Genomic DNA, 16321 nt, shown 5'->3' with positions numbered 1-16321 from the left:
CGGACACTCCGCCGAAAGGAATCCCACAGTGCTCATTGCACAGCGCCCCACCCTGACCGAGGAGCCGATCTCCGAGTTCCGCTCGCGCTTCGTCATCGAGCCGCTCGAGCCGGGCTTCGGTTACACCCTCGGCAACTCGCTGCGCCGCACGCTCCTCTCCTCGATCCCCGGCGCGGCTGTCACCAGCATCCGCATCGACGGCGTCCTCCACGAGTTCAGCACCGTCCCCGGTGTCAAGGAAGACGTCACCGAGATCATCCTCAACATCAAGAGCCTCGTCGTCTCCAGCGAGCACGACGAGCCGATCACCGCGTACCTGCGCAAGCAGGGTGCCGGTCAGGTCACCGCGGCGGACATCTCCGCCCCGGCCGGTGTCGAGATCCACAACCCGGACCTCGTCATCGCGACCCTGAACGACACCGCGCGCTTCGAGCTCGAGCTCACCATCGAGCGCGGCCGTGGCTACGTCTCGGCGACGCAGAACCGTTCCGAGTTCAGCGAGGCCGGTCAGATCCCGATCGACTCGATCTACTCGCCGGTCCTCAAGGTCACCTACCGCGTCGAGGCGACGCGTGCCGGTGAGCGCACGGACTTCGACCGCCTGGTCGTCGACGTGGAGTCGAAGCCGGCGATCTCGCCGCGCGACGCCATCGCGTCGGCTGGTCGCACGCTGGTCGAGCTGTTCGGTCTCGCTCGCGAGCTGAACACGGCGGCCGAGGGCATCGAGATCGGCCCGGCGCCGGTCGACGCGGTGCTCTCGAACGAGCTGCAGACCCCGATCGAGGACCTCGACCTGTCGGTGCGCAGCTACAACTGCCTCAAGCGGGAGGGCATCAACACGGTGTCCGAGCTCGTCGCCCTGTCGGAGACGCAGCTCATGAACATCCGCAACTTCGGTCAGAAGTCGGTGGACGAGGTCAAGGACAAGCTCACCGAGCTCGGCCTGTCCCTCAAGGACACCGTCCCCGGATTCGACGGCGCCCACTTCTACAGCGGGTACGACGAGGACGAGTCCAACAACTGACCTCGCGCTGACGCGCAAGCGCGCTGAGTCAGCGCGCACCACCATCACCACTGGAGAACTGACATGCCGAAGCCCACCAAGGGCCCCCGCCTCGGTGGCGGCCCCGCCCACGAGCGCCTGCTCCTGAGCAACCTCGCCAACGCCCTCTTCACGCACGGTCGCATCACGACCACCGAGACGAAGGCCAAGCGCCTCCGTCCCGTCGCCGAGCGTCTGATCACGTTCGCGAAGCGTGGCGACCTGCACGCTCGTCGTCGTGTGATCGCCCAGCTGCGCGACAAGTCCGTCGTGCACACGCTGTTCACCGAGATCGCGCCGCAGGTCGAGGACCGCCAGGGCGGTTACACCCGCATCACGAAGCTCGGTTTCCGCAAGGGCGACAACGCTCCCCTCGCGTCGATCGAGCTCGTGCTCGAGCCGGTCTCGGGCACGCCCGCGTCGGTGAAGCGCGACGCGGCCCCGGCCGCGGCTGCGCCGGTCGAGACCGTGTCGGTCGAGGAGACCGAGACCGCCGAGGAGGCCCCGGTCGAGGAGACCGAGACCACCGAGGAGTCGGCTCCCGTCGCCGAGGAGACCGAGACCGACGCCGCTGCTGAGGTCGAGGCCGACGCCGCCGAGAAGTCGGACGACGCCAAGTAGGTCCCGCACCACCACGGAGAAGCCCCCGCGACGCTGTCGCGGGGGCTTCTCCTGCGTCCGGGCGCCGCGGTGGGGGTGACCGGCCGTCGGCGTGGAGGCGCGTGGCGGCGCCGCCCCGCGCCTCCCGGCCCTCCTCCCAGCGCCACCCGCGTACCGTGACCGCGGCGATGGCACGAGCAGAGCGGATCACGGGCGCAGGGCGCCGCGTCTGGCAGTGGAGCCGTGACTCCGGCACCCAGCCGCGGCTGCTGCTCGCCGCGAAGGCGGCGCTGGCCGCCACGATCGCGTGGACACTGGCGCAGCACGTGCCCGGGGTCGCCGCGGAGTACCCGTACTACGCGCCGCTCGGTGCGATCGTCGCGATGCGGACCACCGTGTTCGCCGGGCTCCGTGCCGGCCTGCAGACCCTCGTCGGGATCACGCTCGGCATCCTGATCGCCGGTGTCACGATGCTCGTCGGAGACCCGGGCGTGATCGCCGTCGCCCTCGCGGTCGGCCTCGGGGTGCTCGTCAGCGGGTTCCGGGTCCTCGGCGAGGGGTACTCGTGGGTGCCGATGGCGGCGCTGTTCGTGCTGCTCGTCGGCGGGCACGACGCCGAGGGGTACTCGTTCGCCTACGTCGTGCAGATGGCGATCGGCATCGCGATCGGCCTCGCGGTGAACTTCATCGTCGTCCCGCCGCTGCACTTCTGGGACGCCGAGCGCCGCATCGACCAGGTGAACACCGTACTGGCCCAGCACCTCGACGACCTCGCCGCCGTGCTCGACGAGGGGGAGCCGGACACGCGGGCGTGGGACCGGCAGCAGGAGCGGCTCGACAAGGCGATCGCGGACGTGCGCGACCGGGTGTCCGTCGCCCAGGAGAGCCGTCGGTTCAACCCGCGCGGCGTGCTCCGCGGATCGCGGGCGCGCCTCGCCACGGACGGCGCCCGGTTCCGGGCCCTGGAACGAGCCGCCTGGTACACGACCGACCTCACCGAGGTCGTCGCGCGCTCCGGACCGGTCGCCGACGCCATCGGCCGCCCGGACCCCTCGTTCGCCGAGCCGCTGGCAGCCGCGTTGCGCCAGGTCGCGTGCGTCGTGCGGGGTGAGTGTGCGGACGACGAGGGCGGGCGTGCGCTCGAGGACCTGGAGCGCGCCCTCGACGCGAGCAGGTCGGACCCGTCGCACGTCGCCGTCACGGCCAGCGCGATCGTGGCCCTCCGGGGCATCCTGGAGTCCGAGCGTCGTGCGACGGCGGACGTGGACACCGAGACGGGACCGGACGGCTCGGGCCGCTGAGGCGGCAGCGGCCAACGAGGCGGCTCGCCGTCGCCGGGCCGGCCCGGCCCGGGCCCGCGCGCGGCGGTCGGTGCATCGCCCGGCGGTCGGTGCATCGCCGTCAGGCGGTGAAGGACGCCCGGACCCACCGCTCGATCGCCGACGAGGTGTTCGGCGCGACGTCGGTGAAGAGCAGCCAGTGGGTCCAGTCGCCGTCGTGCACGACGTCCACCGAGCAGGCCGTCTCGTCGCAGGTCCGCCACGCGGCGTCGCCGGTGCCGAGCCCCTCGAGGTCGAGTCGGTGGCCGCGCTGGATCGTCCCGGCCCCGAGTCGCCGCTCGGCCATCCACCCGCCGTCGGGCAGGTGGGTGTAGAGCGCGCCGGCCCTGACGTACCCGGTCGCATCGTCACCGCTGACGAAGACGCAGGAGTCGCCACCGACCCGGTTCCGCGCGAAGTCGGTCGTCTCCGGGGCGGTGCTGCTGTTCGGGAACGGTCCGACCTCGAGCGTCGTGCTCGTCGAGGCGTTGACGTTCGTCGCGTCGCACTTCGTGATCGATCCGTCGTCAGCGGCGGCGCCGTCGCCGCGGTCCGTGCCGACCGGGGACGCGGCGACCCGCGCGACGACCGCCGCGAGCAGCGCGTCGAAGCCCGGCTGGACCTGCTCGGGCACGGCCGCGTCGTCGTCCTGCAGGCGGGTCGCGCTGAGGCTCACCCAGGCGGACCCGGCCAGGGCCTCGGCACCGCAGTACACCCGGGCGGCGTCACTCGCGGCACACGCGGTGGCCGTACCGCCACCGTCGAACTCCCGGTGCTCGGCGAGGGCGTCCGCACCGGCAGGCAGGACCGTGAGCCGGACGCCCTCGAACACCGGGTCGTCACGGCGACCGGGCACGTGGTCGTCGAGCGGTGCGACCCCGTTCGAGCTGTCACACGTCACGCCGCCGGCAGCGGGGAGGAAGGCCTCGGACCCCGCGATGTGCCCCGTGTCGGTGAGCACGTCGACCACGCGGGAGCCGGGGACGACCGCACCGACGAGGTCGGCCGGCAGGAGCGCGGCACACCCCAGGGCGCCGGAGCCGGCCGGCCCGGGGCCGAAGTCGACGGTCCCAGCGCCGGCCTCGGGACTGCTCGTCGTCGTCGCGTCGCTCGTCGCCGTGCCGGCATCGTCGGTCGTCGCCGGAGCAGGCGCACCGGCGCCGCAACCCGTGATCGACACGACCGCGGCGAGGACGATGCCCGCGGTCACGACCCCCCTCGTGATGGTGTGCATGTGCTCAGGCTACGGTCGTGGACCGCGCCCGCACCGCCCCGCTCGTCACGATCCGGCATCGGTCGTCCGTAGACTCCGAGCGTGCCGCCCGCCTCCCGCATCGCCGTGCTCGGACCGGTGACGGTCGCGGGCCCGGACGGCGGTTCCGTCGCCCTCTCCGGAGCGCTCACACGGGTCTTCGTTGTCGCGCTGGTCCTCGCCCGCGGTCACGCCGTGACGACCGATGCGCTCATCCACGAGCTCTGGCCCACCGACCGGCCGCGGGGCGCCCGAGCGGCGCTGCAGACGCTCGTGTCCCGGCTCCGGCGCAGCACGGCCGCGGGCCTCGTGGTCTCGACGAGCACCGGGTACGCGCTCGGCGACGACGAGATCGACCTCCTGCACGCCGAACGGGCCGCCACGAGCGACGACGTCGAGGTGGTCCGCGCCGCGCTCGACGCCTGGCGGGGTGAGCCGGGAGCGGACGTGGACGGCGAGACCGGCACGGCGCTGGCCGAACGGGCGTCAGCGGTGCGGCGCTCGCTCGGACGACGGCTCGCCGGCCTCCTCCTCGACGCCGGCGACGCGCAGGCCGCGGCGACGGTGTGGCTCGCGGAGGCGACGGCGGACCCGTTCGACGAACTCGCCGTGTCGGGCTGCATGCGTGCGCTCGACGCCGCCGGCCGGACGAGCGAGGCGCTCGCGGTCTTCGCCGCGCACCGCGACCGACTCGTCGAGGAGCTCGGCGCGGACCCCTCGGCCGACCTCGTCCGGCTCAACGCCGAGCTGCTCCGCCGCTCCGTCCCGGCCGTCGGGACGGCCCGGCGGATCGGGCTGCGGGCCGCGCCGAACACGCTGGTCGGACGGGAGGCGGACCTCGCCGCCGTCACCGACCTGCTGTCCCAGAACCGCCTCGTCACGATCCTCGGTGCGGGTGGGCTCGGCAAGACCCGCCTCGCGCAGGCGGTCGCCGCCGGGCTGCCGCCCACCACGGCCGTGGTCGTCGTCGAGCTCGCCCCGCTCGGCGCGGCCGAGGACGTCGTGCCCGCGCTCGCCGCGCTGCTCGGCATCGCCGAGGTGCGGTCGGCCCGCACGCTCCGGGACGTGGTGGTCGCCGACGTGACCGGCCGGGTGGTCCGGGCGCTCGGCGACGGACCCACCGTCCTCGTGCTCGACAACTGCGAGCACCTCGTCGACGGGGTTGCCGCGCTCGCCGCCGACCTGCTCGCCGCCGACCCGGAGCTCCGGGTGCTCACGACCTCGAGGGCACCGCTCGCGATCGCCGGCGAGGTCGTCGCGCCGCTCGCACCCCTGCCCGTCGAGGCCGACGGGGCCGCGGTCCGGCTGTTCACCGAGCGGGCACGGGCCGCGCGGCCGGGGGCGGTCCTGCCGGTGGACGCCGTCCGCCGCATCTGCACGCGGCTGGACGGCTCGCCGCTCGCGATCGAGCTCGCCGCCGCGCGCATCCGGGGGATGTCCGTGGACGAGGTGGAACGACGCCTCGACGACCGGTTCGCCCTGCTCCGCGGCGGGGACCGGAGCGCTCCCGAACGGCACCGCACCCTGCTCGCGGTGATCGAGTGGAGCTGGCGACTGCTCGACGCCGGCGCGCAGGACCTGCTGACCCGGCTCGCACTCTTCCCCGACGGCGTCGCGGTGGATGCGGCCGAAGCCGTCGCACCGGCCGGGCGCCGTGGGGACGCGCTCGACGACCTCGCCGAACTCGTGGAGCAGTCGCTCGTGCAGCTCGTCGAGTCCGAGGGGCAGCCCGTGCGCTACCGGCTGCTCGAGACCGTCCGCGAGTTCGGCGCCGCTCGGCTCGACGAGCGCGGCGCGACGGCCGAGGTGCGCACGGCGATGACCGTCTGGGGTCGGGAGACCGCCAGCACGCGGAACCTCTTCACGCTGTTCGGCCCGGGCCAGGTCACGGCGTTCGACGACGTCCGCCGCGAGTCCGACAACCTCGTCACGCTCCTCCGCTGGGCGCTCCGCGACGACGACGTGCCGACCGTCGCGCACGTGTTCGCCGCCCTCGGCGGCTACTGGACGCTCCGCGGCGCCCACGGCGAGGTCGTGGCGATCGCGCCCGACGTGGTCGACGCCCTCCGGTCGCGCGTCCCGGCCGAGGCGGACCGGGCGGCGACCGTCGCCGGGCTCGTCGTGTGCGGCGCCTCGGCGGCCTTCACCGACCGGCGCACCACGGCCAGGGCGATCTCGACGCTGCGGCGCCTCCGGCGTTCCGGCGGAAGCGGCCACCCGCCGCTCGACGCGCAGTGGGCGATGCTGCTCACCCTCGGCCGGCCGGCGGAGGGCTCCGCGCTGCTCGAACGCTTCCGCGCGGACCCGGACCCCGCGGTCGCGGGCATGGCGAACATGGTCAGCGCCCCGCTCGCCGAGAACGGCGGGGAGCCCGCGGCCGCCCTCCGCTACGCGGTCCGCGCGCAGGAGCTCTCGGTGGTGACCGGCGACGCCTGGACGACCGGCTCCGGCGCCGTCACCACCACGCAGCTCTCGGCGCAGAACGGCCGGTACGCCGAGGCGCTCGCCGCGGCGGAGACCGCCCGGGTGCAGCTCGAACGGTTCGGCGCCGACGACGACCTCTGGGAGATCAGCTGGACGGTCGGGCTCGCCGCGGCAGCGACCGGGGACACCGCCCGTGCGCGTGCCGTCGCCGCCGACCTCCGCGACCGTCCGCCGGCGGCGAGGGGTGCGTTCGACGACGACCGCGCCCAGATCGACGTCCTCGCCGCCGCGATCACCGCCGAGTGTGCGCGGACCGAGGGCGATCCGGAGCGAGCCGCCGCGGTCTACCGGTCGGCGTGGGACCTCGCGCTGCGGGCGCGCCGGCGCACGCCGCACTGGACGGTGATGGCGGGCGCCACCCTGATCGCTGCCGTGGACGAGGCGGCGGCGAGCCGGTCCGACGGGGGCGCGCCGCGCCTCCAGGACGACGAACGCGCCGTGGCGGACCGCATCCGTGTCGGGACGATCGTGCAGCTCCGGCTGGAGACGACGTGGCCGGACCTGCCGGTCGTCGGGACCGCCATGGTCGGGCTCGCGATCGCCGCGGCACGCGTCGGACTGACGGACGAGGCGGCCCGGTGCTGGGCGGTCGCGACGCGGTTCGGCTCGCGGCAGGACTTCGCCGTGCTGGCACACGCCCGGGTCCGTCCGGTGCTCGCCGCGGTCGTCGGGGAACAGCGGCTCGCGGACGCCGAGACGGCCTCGGCCGGCTGGGACCGGGCCGAGGCCGTCACGCAGACGCTCGCACTGCTCGGGGAGCTGCGCTACGCCTTCCGCATGTAGGCGCGCACCGTCAGCGGGGCGAAGACCGCCACGACCACGGCGGCACCGAGCAGGCTGAGCCAGAGGTCGCCGCCCACCGTGCCGTGGTTCACGAGGTCGCGCACGGCCGTGATGAGGTGCGAGATCGGGTTCACCTCGGAGAACCAGCGCAGCCAGTCCGGCAGCGTGTCCGCGGGGACGAACGCGTTCGACAGGAACGTCAGCGGGAAGAGCACCAGGTTCGAGATGCCCGAGACGCTCGACGCGGTGCGGGCGACCACGCCGAAGTACGCGAACACCCAGCTGATCGCCCAGGCGACGACGACGACGAGCAGCCCGGCGAGGAGCACCGAACCGACGCCGCCCGCGGGTCGCAGCCCCATGATGATCCCCACCGTGAAGGTGATCGTCGTCGCGATCGCGTACCGCACGGTGTCGGCGAGCAGGGCGCCGGCGAGCGGGGCGATCCGGGCGATCGGCAGCGACCGGAAGCGGTCGAACACGCCCTTGTCCATGTCCTCGCGGAGCTGCACGCCCGTGACGATCGACGAGGTGATGTTCGTCTGCACGAGGATGCCGGGGATGATGATCGGCAGGTAGGCGCCGACGTTCCCCGCGATCGCGCCGCCGAAGATGTACGTGAACATCACGGTGAAGACGATCGGCATGAGCGTGACGTCGAACAGCTGCTCCGGCGTGCGACGGACCTTGATCAACCCGCGGTACGCCATCGTGAACGACTGCCGGACGGTGGCCGCGAGGCCGGTGCCACCGACACCGGGGCGGGGGTGGACCGCCGTGCGGTCGGGTGTGGTGAGGGTGGTCATGCGACGCTCCCTTCGAGCGCGTGCTGGTCGGCGGCGTCCGCGTGGGCGGTCGGCGTGCCGGTGATCGTGAGGAAGACCTCGTCGAGCGTGGGCTTCTGCACGCTCATCTCGGCGAGGGAGACGCCGGCCTCGCGGAACGCCACGAGGAGGTCCGTCACGCGGTCGGGGTCGGTCATCGGCGCGGTGATGCGGGAGCCCTCCGGGCTCGCGACGGCCTCGGTGCCGAGGGTGGTGCGGACGAGGGTGCGCGCCGCGTCGAGTCGCAGCGGGTCGACGAGCCGGAGCTGCAGCGACGCCGTGCCGATCGACGCCTTCAGCTCGTCCGCGGTGCCCTCGGCGACCACCCGGCCGTGGTCGATCACGGCGATGCGGTCCGCGAGCTGGTCCGCCTCGTCGAGGTACTGCGTGGTGAGCACGACGGTCGAGCCGGTCGCGACGAGCTCCCGGATGGTGTCCCACATCTGCGCACGTGTCCGCGGATCGAGCCCCGTCGTCGGCTCGTCGAGGAAGATGAGCGGCGGCTGCGCGATGAGGCTCGCGGCGAGGTCGAGCCGACGACGCATGCCGCCGGAGAAGGCCTTGAGGGGACGGGACGCCGCCTCGGTCAGGGCGAAGCGCTCGAGCAGCTCGCCCGCCTTCCGCTTCGAATCGGCGCGGGACAGCCCGAGCAGCCGGGCGAACACGACGAGGTTCTCCGTCGCGCTGAGGGTCTCGTCGACGCTGGCGTACTGCCCGGTCACGCCGATCAGGCTCCGGACCTGCTGGGGTTCGCGCCGGACGTCGTGGCCGAACACGCGGGCCTCGCCGCCGTCCGGACGGAGGAGCGTCGCGAGCATGGAGATGGTCGTCGTCTTGCCGGCGCCGTTCGGGCCGAGCACGCCGTACACCGTGCCGGCCTCCACACGGAGGTCGACGCCGTCCACGGCGCGGTTCGTGCCGAAGGTCTTCACGAGGCCGACGGCCTCGACCGCCAGTGGTGCAGTGGTCATCGCGGTTCCTTTCGTCGATGTCGAGGACGATGCTGCCGCCCGGCACTCACGCGGCACTGACGCGGCGCTGACGTCGGTAGCGTGGGGGTGTGAGTGAGACGGTGCGCCTGCGGCTCGACATCGCCTACGACGGCGCGGCCTTCGCCGGGTGGGCCCGGCAGCCCGGGCTCCGCACCGTGCAGGGCGCGCTCGAGACCGCCCTCGCCACCGTCTTCACGCGCTGGGGGGAGCCGCCGCTGCTCACCGTCGCGGGGCGCACCGACGCCGGGGTGCACGCCACCGGGCAGGTCGCCCACCTCGACCTGACGCCCGACCAGTGGGGCGCCCTCACCCGACCGCGCCGGTCGTCGCCGGACGGGCCGCCGCGGACCTCGCTCGACGGGCTGGTCCGGCGGGTGAACGGCATCGCCGCTCCCGAGGGAGACGTCGTGGTCCGGCGGGCGACGGTCGCGCCCGCCGGGTTCGACGCCCGCTTCTCCCCGCTCTGGCGGCGCTACGAGTACCGGGTCGCGGACGTCGACGCCCCGCGCGATCCACGACGGCGTGGGCACACGCTCTGGCACCCGGCGCGGCTCGACCCGGCGGCGATGGAGCGCGGTGCGCTGCGGTTGCTGGGGCTGCACGACTTCGCGACGTTCTGCAAGCCGCGCGAGGGGGCGACGACCATCCGGACGTTGCAGGAGTTCCGCTGGGACCGCGAGCCGGACGGTGTGCTGGTGGCGCGCCTCCAGGCCGACGCCTTCTGCCACTCGATGGTGCGGGCGATGGTCGGGGCGACCATGGCGGTGGGGGAGGGGCGCTTCGGGCCGGAGCAGCTCGAGGAGCTGCGCGTCGCCCAGCAGCGCACGAGCGCCTTCAAGGTCGCGCCCGCGATCGGGCTGACCCTCACCGAGGTCGGCTACCCGGCGGACGACGAGCTCGCGGCGCGGGCGACCCAGACCCGCGCGCGCCGGTCCGACGACGAGCCGGGCGCCGGTACCGTCGGGGCATGAGCTCCCGCGAACCCCGGTCCGTCGTCTCCGTCGCCCCCGGGGTCGTCTTCGTCGAGGGACCGGTGTCGAACTGGGTCGTCCTCGCCGAGGAGGACGGCGTCGCGCTCATCGACGCCGGCTACCCCGCGGACGCCGACCTCGTGCTCGACACCGTGCGGTACGCCGGGCACGACGTCGCCGACCTGCGTCGCGTCTACGTCACGCACGGGCACGTCGACCACGTCGGCGGGATCCCGGGCATCCTGCGCCAGCACCCGGACGTCCAGGTCCTCGCGCACGCCGACGAACTCGACAACGTGCGCGGGCCGCACCGGCAGCAGGTGACCCCGGCGGAGATCGGCGGGCGGCTCGCGGCCCCGCGCACCCTCCGGTGGCTCGCGCGGGCGATCCGCTCCGACGCGCTCCGGCCCGTGCTCGTGCCGACGGCGCAGGCGTTCACCGGCGCCTCGTTCGCCGGGCGGGCGATCACGCCGTTCCCCGCCGTCGGGCACACCGTCGGGTCCACGGCGTACCTGCTGCCCGCTGCCGGAGCGATCGTCACCGGGGACGCGGTGGTCACGCACCACGACACGCAGCCCGCGTCGTGGGCACCGCGTCCGCGGATGATCACGCCGTTCTTCACCGCGGACCAGCGGACGGCGCTCGAGTCGGCACGGGCGCTGCCGATCCCGGAGATCGTGCTGCCGGGGCACGGCCCCGCGGTGCACCGGGTGGGGAGCGAGTGGGTGCCCGTTCCCTGACCGGTGCAAGGTCTTGAAATACTGAAACACTGTGTGCCAGTGTGTTCCCGTCAGAACTCCTGACAGGAAGTGGGGAACACATGAAGTCCATCCGGATCGCAGCGATCACGAGCGGCATCGTCGTCGGGGCACTGCTCGCGCCGGTCGGAGGCACGGTCGCCTCCGCGCAGACGCTCACCACACCCGATGTCCGCACGACATCGGCGGCGCTGGTCGTGCAGACAAGCGCTGGCGACCGTGCTCTCGGCACGAGCGTCGGATCCGTCCTGCCGTCACCGGTGCCGACGGAGGCTCCCGGAGACGGTCGGCGTGGTATCCCGATCAAACCGATCATCGACTGGATCAAGCAGAATGCACCGTCGATCGTCCCTGCGATGAAGAACGCCGTCCGCGGTGGCTTCAACTCGTTCAAGAACTGGTGGAACGGCCTTGCCAGCTGGATCCGCGCCGGGATCTCCTTCGTTGCTCAGGGGGGCATCAACGAGATCTTCTCAGCGCTCTGGAACTACTTCTTCGGTTGATCGATCGACAAGGGAGCGGGTCGGCCCACCGGCCCGCTCCCTCCAACGGAAGGAAGTGCTCGATGGTCGAACTCCTCGACGCCGGGGTCCGCGGCCGCTCACGCCCTCGTCTGCGATCGGTGACACTGCAGCTCGAGCCGGGGCACGTCTACGGCCTGATCGGGCCGAACGGTGCCGGCAAGTCCTCGCTCCTGAGCGTCCTCGCCGGACTGCTGACGCTCGACAGCGGAGAGCTGGCCGGAGCTCCTTGGCAACGAGGGTCGCCGGTCGGGACAGTGTTCAGCGACCTGAAGCTGCACCCTGGCCGCACTGTCGAAGAGACACTCCGACTGCGCGCCGACTACCTCGGCCTCCCGATCGACGATGTCGCCCTGGTCGCAGCTCGCGTCGGTCTCGGTTCGATCATGCGGCGTCGCGTAGGTGCGCTCTCGCTCGGGATGAAGGTGCGGCTCTCGCTGGCTGCAGCGCTCATCGGACAGCCCATGCTGGTCTTGCTCGACGAGCCGATGAACGGTCTCGACCCCGATGGAATGGCGTTCATGAGGTCGGTCCTCCGCGCTCTCAGGCAGGACGGTGTCACGGTCGTCGTCTCGAGTCACTTCCTCGAAGAGCTCGAACCGCTCGTCGATGCGGCGATCGTGATGAGTCAGGGAAGCGTGGTGGAGCTGCGTCCCCTGCGGGAGCCCTCGCAGCGCCTGAGCCGGGTGGTCGTCGCCGCGCCGGGGCAGCTGCTCGACGCTCTGCGGCAGCGGGGCATCGCAGCTCGAGTCGAGCAGGGGCGGGTGGTGGCTGAGGCCGCCGTCGCCGATGTCGTGCGGATCGCCGTGCATCTCGGTATGGACGTCGACAACGCAGAACTGGTCACGGACTCGTTGCACTCGCTGTACCAGACCGCAGTCACCGGCGAGTGCCTCGCGGAGGTGTCGTGGTGATCGGGTTCGGGCGGCTCACCGTCATCGAAGTCCGGAAGCGGACCGACACCCGCGCGGCCATCGTCGGCTGGAGTGCGCTCGCGGCGCTGGTGACTGCGGCCGGTGCTCTGGCCACCTCCGTCGTGACGCGGGCGGCGGAGTTCGGAGTCGGAGAGGTCATCGTCACCACGGGTCTCCCGGCGGCGCTTGCGTGTGCCGTCGTCGGAGTGGTCGTCGGGGTCGGGGATCCCGAAGGTGGCAGCGAGCGCGACGCGATCACCGCCGGAATCCCGCGAGGAAGGGCTTATCTTGCTCGCGCGGCCGCTGGTGCCTTTTTCGTCGTCGGACTCGTGCTCGCCACCGTCGTGATCGCCTTGTCGTGTACCGGCGTGAGTCTCGTCCTCGGGGGTCACGCAACCCTCGGCGGAGCTGGAAGCGCTGTCGCAGAGCTCTCGACCCTCGCGATCACTTCTGGTGCATTCGGGCTCGGGGTCGGAGCGAGTGTGCGGTCCCTGGCGCTCGGACTCGTCGGGTGCGTGCTCGTCGTGCTGGTCGTGGACACGTCGTTGAGCTTCGTGGATCCGGTCGGGCAGTACCTGCAGTTCAGTTCCGTCCAGTCGGCACTGACCGGTTCGGGGCCCATCGGCCCCGCTCTGACCGCTGCCGTCCTGTGGATCGTCCTGCCGTTCGTACTCGGTTGGTACCGATCGAAACGAGCGCAGTGATGGTGCGGACCAATGAACGGAGACGGAGCGCCCGGCGCCGAGCCAGCGTCTGCCTCGTGATCGTCGCAACCCTCGCCGTCCTCACGGTGGGTGTGACCGGCCAGAGCGGGGCGGTACGAGCTGTCGCGTGCATGGTCGCCCTGGCGGCGGGGGCCGGTGGGCTGGTCCTGGCCGAGCGGAGGGGGCAGGTGGCAGGTTGGCTCGTGATCGCGTCGCTCGTCGCACTCGTCCGCGTCCTGGCTGATCGCTGACGGACTGGGTGTGCCGAGGCGGCTCACGCGTGCCGCGGCGTCGCCCTGTCGGCGCACCCCGGACGGGGGTGGAACGAGGAGTTCACCTGCGCGAAACCTGAGCACCCCCGCAGGTCGGTAGCGTTCGAGGGTCCACGACCCCTCACCGAAGGTCAGCATGCCGAAGCTCGTCGGGCGCACCGTGTTGTGCGCCACGGTCGCCGCGTCCATCGTCGCCGCACCACTCGTCTCCGTCTCCTCCGCCAGCGCGGACCCCACCGGCACCGGCCTCGTCATCGCCGAGGCCTACCTCAAGGGCGGGAGCGCGAACCAGCCCTTCACGAACAAGTTCGTCGAGCTCGCGAACCCGACCGACGCCCCCGTCACCGTCGACGGCTGGTCTGTCCAGTACCGCTCGGCGACCGGCACCGGCGCCCCGTCGGTCGGCAGGCTCGCCGGATCCGTCCCGGCCCACGGCACGTACCTCGTGCAGATGGGATCGAACGGCACGAACGGCGCCGCGCTGCCCGAGCCCGACGCCGTCACCGGGCTCAACCCGTCCGGATCCGCCGGGACCCTCGTCCTCGCCGACCAGGCCACCGCGCTGACGCTGCCGACCGGATCGGTCACGACCGGGACCGCCGGCGTGGTGGACCTGCTCGGCTACGGCACCTCGAACACCTCGGAGACCGCCCCGGCACCGACCGGCACGGCGAACTCGGTGCCGGACGCCCTGACCCGCGCGGGCACGACCGACACCGACTCGAACGCGGCGGACTTCCGCCTCGGGTCGTCGGTCACCCCGGAGAACGCAGCCGGCGACACCGCGGGTCAGCCGACCGACCCGACGGAACCGACGGAGCCGTCCGAGCCGACCGAGCCCGCGACACCGGCCGAGCAGGTCACCGTTGCGCAGCTGCAGGGCACCGGGGCCGTTTCGCCGTTCGTCGGTGGGACCGTGACCACCGACGGCGTCGTCACGGCGGTCTACCCGACCGGCGGGTTCAACGGCTACACGATCCAGACCGCGGGCACCGGCGGGGCGATCGACCTGGCCACGCACACCGCATCGGACGCCGTCTTCGTGTTCTCGTCGGCCACGGTCGGCAGCGTCGCGATCGGCGACGCCGTCCGCCTCACCGGCACCGTCTCGGAGTACAACGGCCTGACCGAGCTCACCGTCCCGACGGCCGCGGGGCTCACGAAGCTCCCGGCCGCCGGCGTCGTACAGCCCGTCCCGGCGACGCTGACGCTCCCGCGGAGCGACGCGCAGCGCGAGTCGCTCGAGAGCATGCTCGTCGCACCGCAGGGCGACTACACCGTCGCGGACAACTACACGACGAACCAGTACGGCGAGATCGTGCTGGCGAGCGGGAAGCAGCGCCTCGTCCAGCCGACCGAGGTCGCCCGTCCGGGCAGCGCCGAGGCGGCAGCCGTGGCGGCCGACAACGCGAGCCGCTCGGTGACGCTCGACGACGGCGCGAGCACGAACTTCCTCAGCGCCGCGAACCAGTCGATCCCGGTCTCGTGGCTCACCCAGGGCCCGGTCACGGTCGGCGCCACGGCGACGTTCACGAAGCCCGTCGTGCTCGACCACCGCAACGACTCGTGGAAGTTCCAGCCGACCACCCCGATCACGGGTGCGACCCCGGCGGCCGAGCTGCCCGCGTCGTTCTCGGCGGTGCGGACCGCCGCCCCGGAGAACGTCGGCGGCGACGTCCGCCTCGCCGGGTTCAACGTGCTCAACTACTTCCCGACCACCGGCGACCAGCTCACCGGCTGCACCTACTACACGGACCGCGACGGCGACCCGGTGACGGTCCGCGGCGGCTGCGATGCCCGCGGCGCCGCGAACGCCGACGACCTCGCCCGTCAGCAGGTGAAGATCGTCGAGGCGATCAACGCGCTCGGCGCCGACGTCGTCTCCCTCGAGGAGATCGAGAACTCGGCGCGCTTCGGTCAGGACCGCGACGCGGCCGTGGCGACGCTCGTGGGCGCCCTGAACGCGGCCACCGGCAAGGACACCTGGGCGTTCGCGAAGTCCCCGGCGAAGCTCCCCGCGAGCGAGGACGTCATCCGTCTCGCGATCATCTACAAGAAGGACCGCGTGCAGCCGGTCGGCGGGTCGACGATCCTGACCGACTCCGCCGCGTTCGCGAACGCCCGCCAGCCGCTCGCCCAGGCCTTCGCGCCGGTCGTCGAGAAGCCCGGCAAGGGGAAGGGCGCGGACAAGCCGAAGAAGCAGGACACCTTCCTGGTCATCGCGAACCACTTCAAGTCGAAGGGGTCCGGCACGGGAGCGGACGCCGACCAGGGTGACGGCCAGGGCGGCTCGAACGCCTCCCGCGTCGCACAGGCGAAGGCGCTCGTCACGTTCTCGACGGCGATGCAGCGGCAGGCCGGCACCGACAAGGTGTTCATGATCGGTGACTTCAACGCCTACAGCCAGGAGGACCCGGTGGTCGCCCTCGACCAGGCCGGCTACACCGACCTCGGGCCGACCCAGGACCCGACCGAGTGGTCGTACGTCTTCGGTGGTCTGAGCGGGTCGCTCGACCACGTCTTCGCCTCCGAGGCCGCGCTCGCGACCGTGACGGGCGTGGACATCTGGAACATCAACTCGGTCGAGTCGGTGGGCCTGGAGTACAGCCGGTACGACTACAACGTCACCGACCTCTACCGCGACGACGTGTACCGCGCGAGCGACCACGACCCGATCCTGGTCGGCATCGACCTGCCGGGCGTCGGCAAGCCGGGCAACGGCAACGGCGGCGGTCACGGCGGTGGGCACGGCACCGGCGGTGCGATCGCGGACGCGATCGCCAGCGTGCTGGCCTTCGTCGCGTGGTTGCGGGGCCTGTTCGGCTGACCGCGTGACCCGATGAGGACTGGAGGCGCGGTGCCGGCTGGCACCGCGCCTCCAGTCC

At 72.7% G+C, this 16321-nt stretch carries 14 protein-coding genes; 11 read left to right on the top strand and 3 right to left on the bottom strand.

Annotation, left to right across the window (positions count from 1 at the left end):
• Positions 1–28 precede the first annotated feature (28 nt).
• The 3 genes from ACY3FI_RS14975 (at position 29) to ACY3FI_RS14965 (ending at position 2943) form a co-directional block, all read left to right on the top strand.
• Positions 29–1024, top strand: a complete 996-nt coding sequence (locus ACY3FI_RS14975; protein WP_462548408.1) for a DNA-directed RNA polymerase subunit alpha — start codon at positions 29–31, stop codon at positions 1022–1024.
• 63 nt (positions 1025–1087) lie between these two features.
• Positions 1088–1663 (top strand): 50S ribosomal protein L17, encoded by a 576-nt coding sequence (gene rplQ, locus ACY3FI_RS14970; protein ID WP_462548407.1) that lies wholly within the window; start codon positions 1088–1090, stop codon positions 1661–1663.
• Positions 1664–1830: 167 nt separating this feature from the next.
• Positions 1831–2943 carry an FUSC family protein gene (locus tag ACY3FI_RS14965; protein WP_462548406.1) on the top strand — a complete coding sequence of 371 codons (1113 nt, stop codon included), beginning with the start codon at positions 1831–1833 and terminating at the stop codon, positions 2941–2943.
• Positions 2944–3043: 100 nt separating this feature from the next.
• On the opposite strand, the gene ACY3FI_RS14960 is transcribed toward ACY3FI_RS14965, so the two are convergent.
• Positions 3044–4195: a hypothetical protein gene (locus ACY3FI_RS14960; protein ID WP_462548405.1), complete on the bottom strand. Its 1152-nt coding sequence runs from the start codon at positions 4193–4195 to the stop codon at positions 3044–3046.
• Positions 4196–4276: 81 nt separating this feature from the next.
• Here ACY3FI_RS14960 and ACY3FI_RS14955 point away from each other — a divergent pair, with 81 nt between their 5' ends.
• Complete coding sequence (locus tag ACY3FI_RS14955) at positions 4277–7480, top strand: AfsR/SARP family transcriptional regulator (RefSeq protein WP_462548404.1); 3204 nt, start codon at positions 4277–4279, stop codon at positions 7478–7480.
• Here the strand turns inward: ACY3FI_RS14955 and ACY3FI_RS14950 are convergent.
• A complete protein-coding gene (locus tag ACY3FI_RS14950; RefSeq protein ID WP_462548402.1) occupies positions 7462–8286 on the bottom strand; it encodes an ABC transporter permease in 825 nt (274 codons plus the stop codon). The genes ACY3FI_RS14955 and ACY3FI_RS14950 overlap by 19 nt on opposite strands.
• The gene (locus ACY3FI_RS14945; RefSeq protein ID WP_462548401.1) at positions 8283–9275 is read right to left on the bottom strand and encodes an ATP-binding cassette domain-containing protein; all 993 of its coding nucleotides are present in this window, start codon (positions 9273–9275) and stop codon (positions 8283–8285) included. Before ACY3FI_RS14945 ends, ACY3FI_RS14950 begins: the two co-directional genes overlap by 4 nt.
• 89 nt (positions 9276–9364) lie before the next feature.
• Here ACY3FI_RS14945 and ACY3FI_RS14940 point away from each other — a divergent pair, with 89 nt between their 5' ends.
• The 7 genes from ACY3FI_RS14940 to ACY3FI_RS14910 all read left to right on the top strand — a co-directional run bounded on the left by ACY3FI_RS14940 (position 9365) and on the right by ACY3FI_RS14910 (position 16263).
• Positions 9365–10267 carry a tRNA pseudouridine synthase A gene (locus ACY3FI_RS14940; RefSeq protein WP_462548400.1) on the top strand — a complete coding sequence of 301 codons (903 nt, stop codon included), beginning with the start codon at positions 9365–9367 and terminating at the stop codon, positions 10265–10267.
• Entirely contained in the window at positions 10264–11007 is a 744-nt protein-coding gene (locus ACY3FI_RS14935) for an MBL fold metallo-hydrolase (RefSeq protein WP_462548399.1), read from the top strand. Before ACY3FI_RS14940 ends, ACY3FI_RS14935 begins: the two co-directional genes overlap by 4 nt.
• Before the next feature lie 80 nt (positions 11008–11087).
• Positions 11088–11528, top strand: a complete 441-nt coding sequence (locus ACY3FI_RS14930) for a hypothetical protein (protein WP_462548397.1) — start codon at positions 11088–11090, stop codon at positions 11526–11528.
• Between the two features lie 119 nt (positions 11529–11647).
• On the top strand, positions 11648–12460 hold the full coding sequence (locus ACY3FI_RS14925) for an ABC transporter ATP-binding protein (RefSeq protein WP_462548396.1): 813 nt from the start codon (positions 11648–11650) through the stop codon (positions 12458–12460).
• The gene (locus ACY3FI_RS14920; RefSeq protein ID WP_462548395.1) at positions 12454–13164 is read left to right on the top strand and encodes a hypothetical protein; all 711 of its coding nucleotides are present in this window, start codon (positions 12454–12456) and stop codon (positions 13162–13164) included. Before ACY3FI_RS14925 ends, ACY3FI_RS14920 begins: the two co-directional genes overlap by 7 nt.
• Before the next feature lie 56 nt (positions 13165–13220).
• Entirely contained in the window at positions 13221–13415 is a 195-nt protein-coding gene (locus tag ACY3FI_RS14915) for a hypothetical protein (protein ID WP_462548394.1), read from the top strand.
• Positions 13416–13572: 157 nt separating this feature from the next.
• Positions 13573–16263: an ExeM/NucH family extracellular endonuclease gene (locus ACY3FI_RS14910; RefSeq protein WP_462548393.1), complete on the top strand. Its 2691-nt coding sequence runs from the start codon at positions 13573–13575 to the stop codon at positions 16261–16263.
• The last annotated feature ends 58 nt before the right edge of the window (positions 16264–16321 follow it).

This window comes from Curtobacterium sp. RM9 (genome assembly GCF_054956955.1).
The sequence above is the reverse complement of the archived record's forward strand: the minus strand, read 5'-3'. Positions and strand labels throughout refer to the sequence as shown.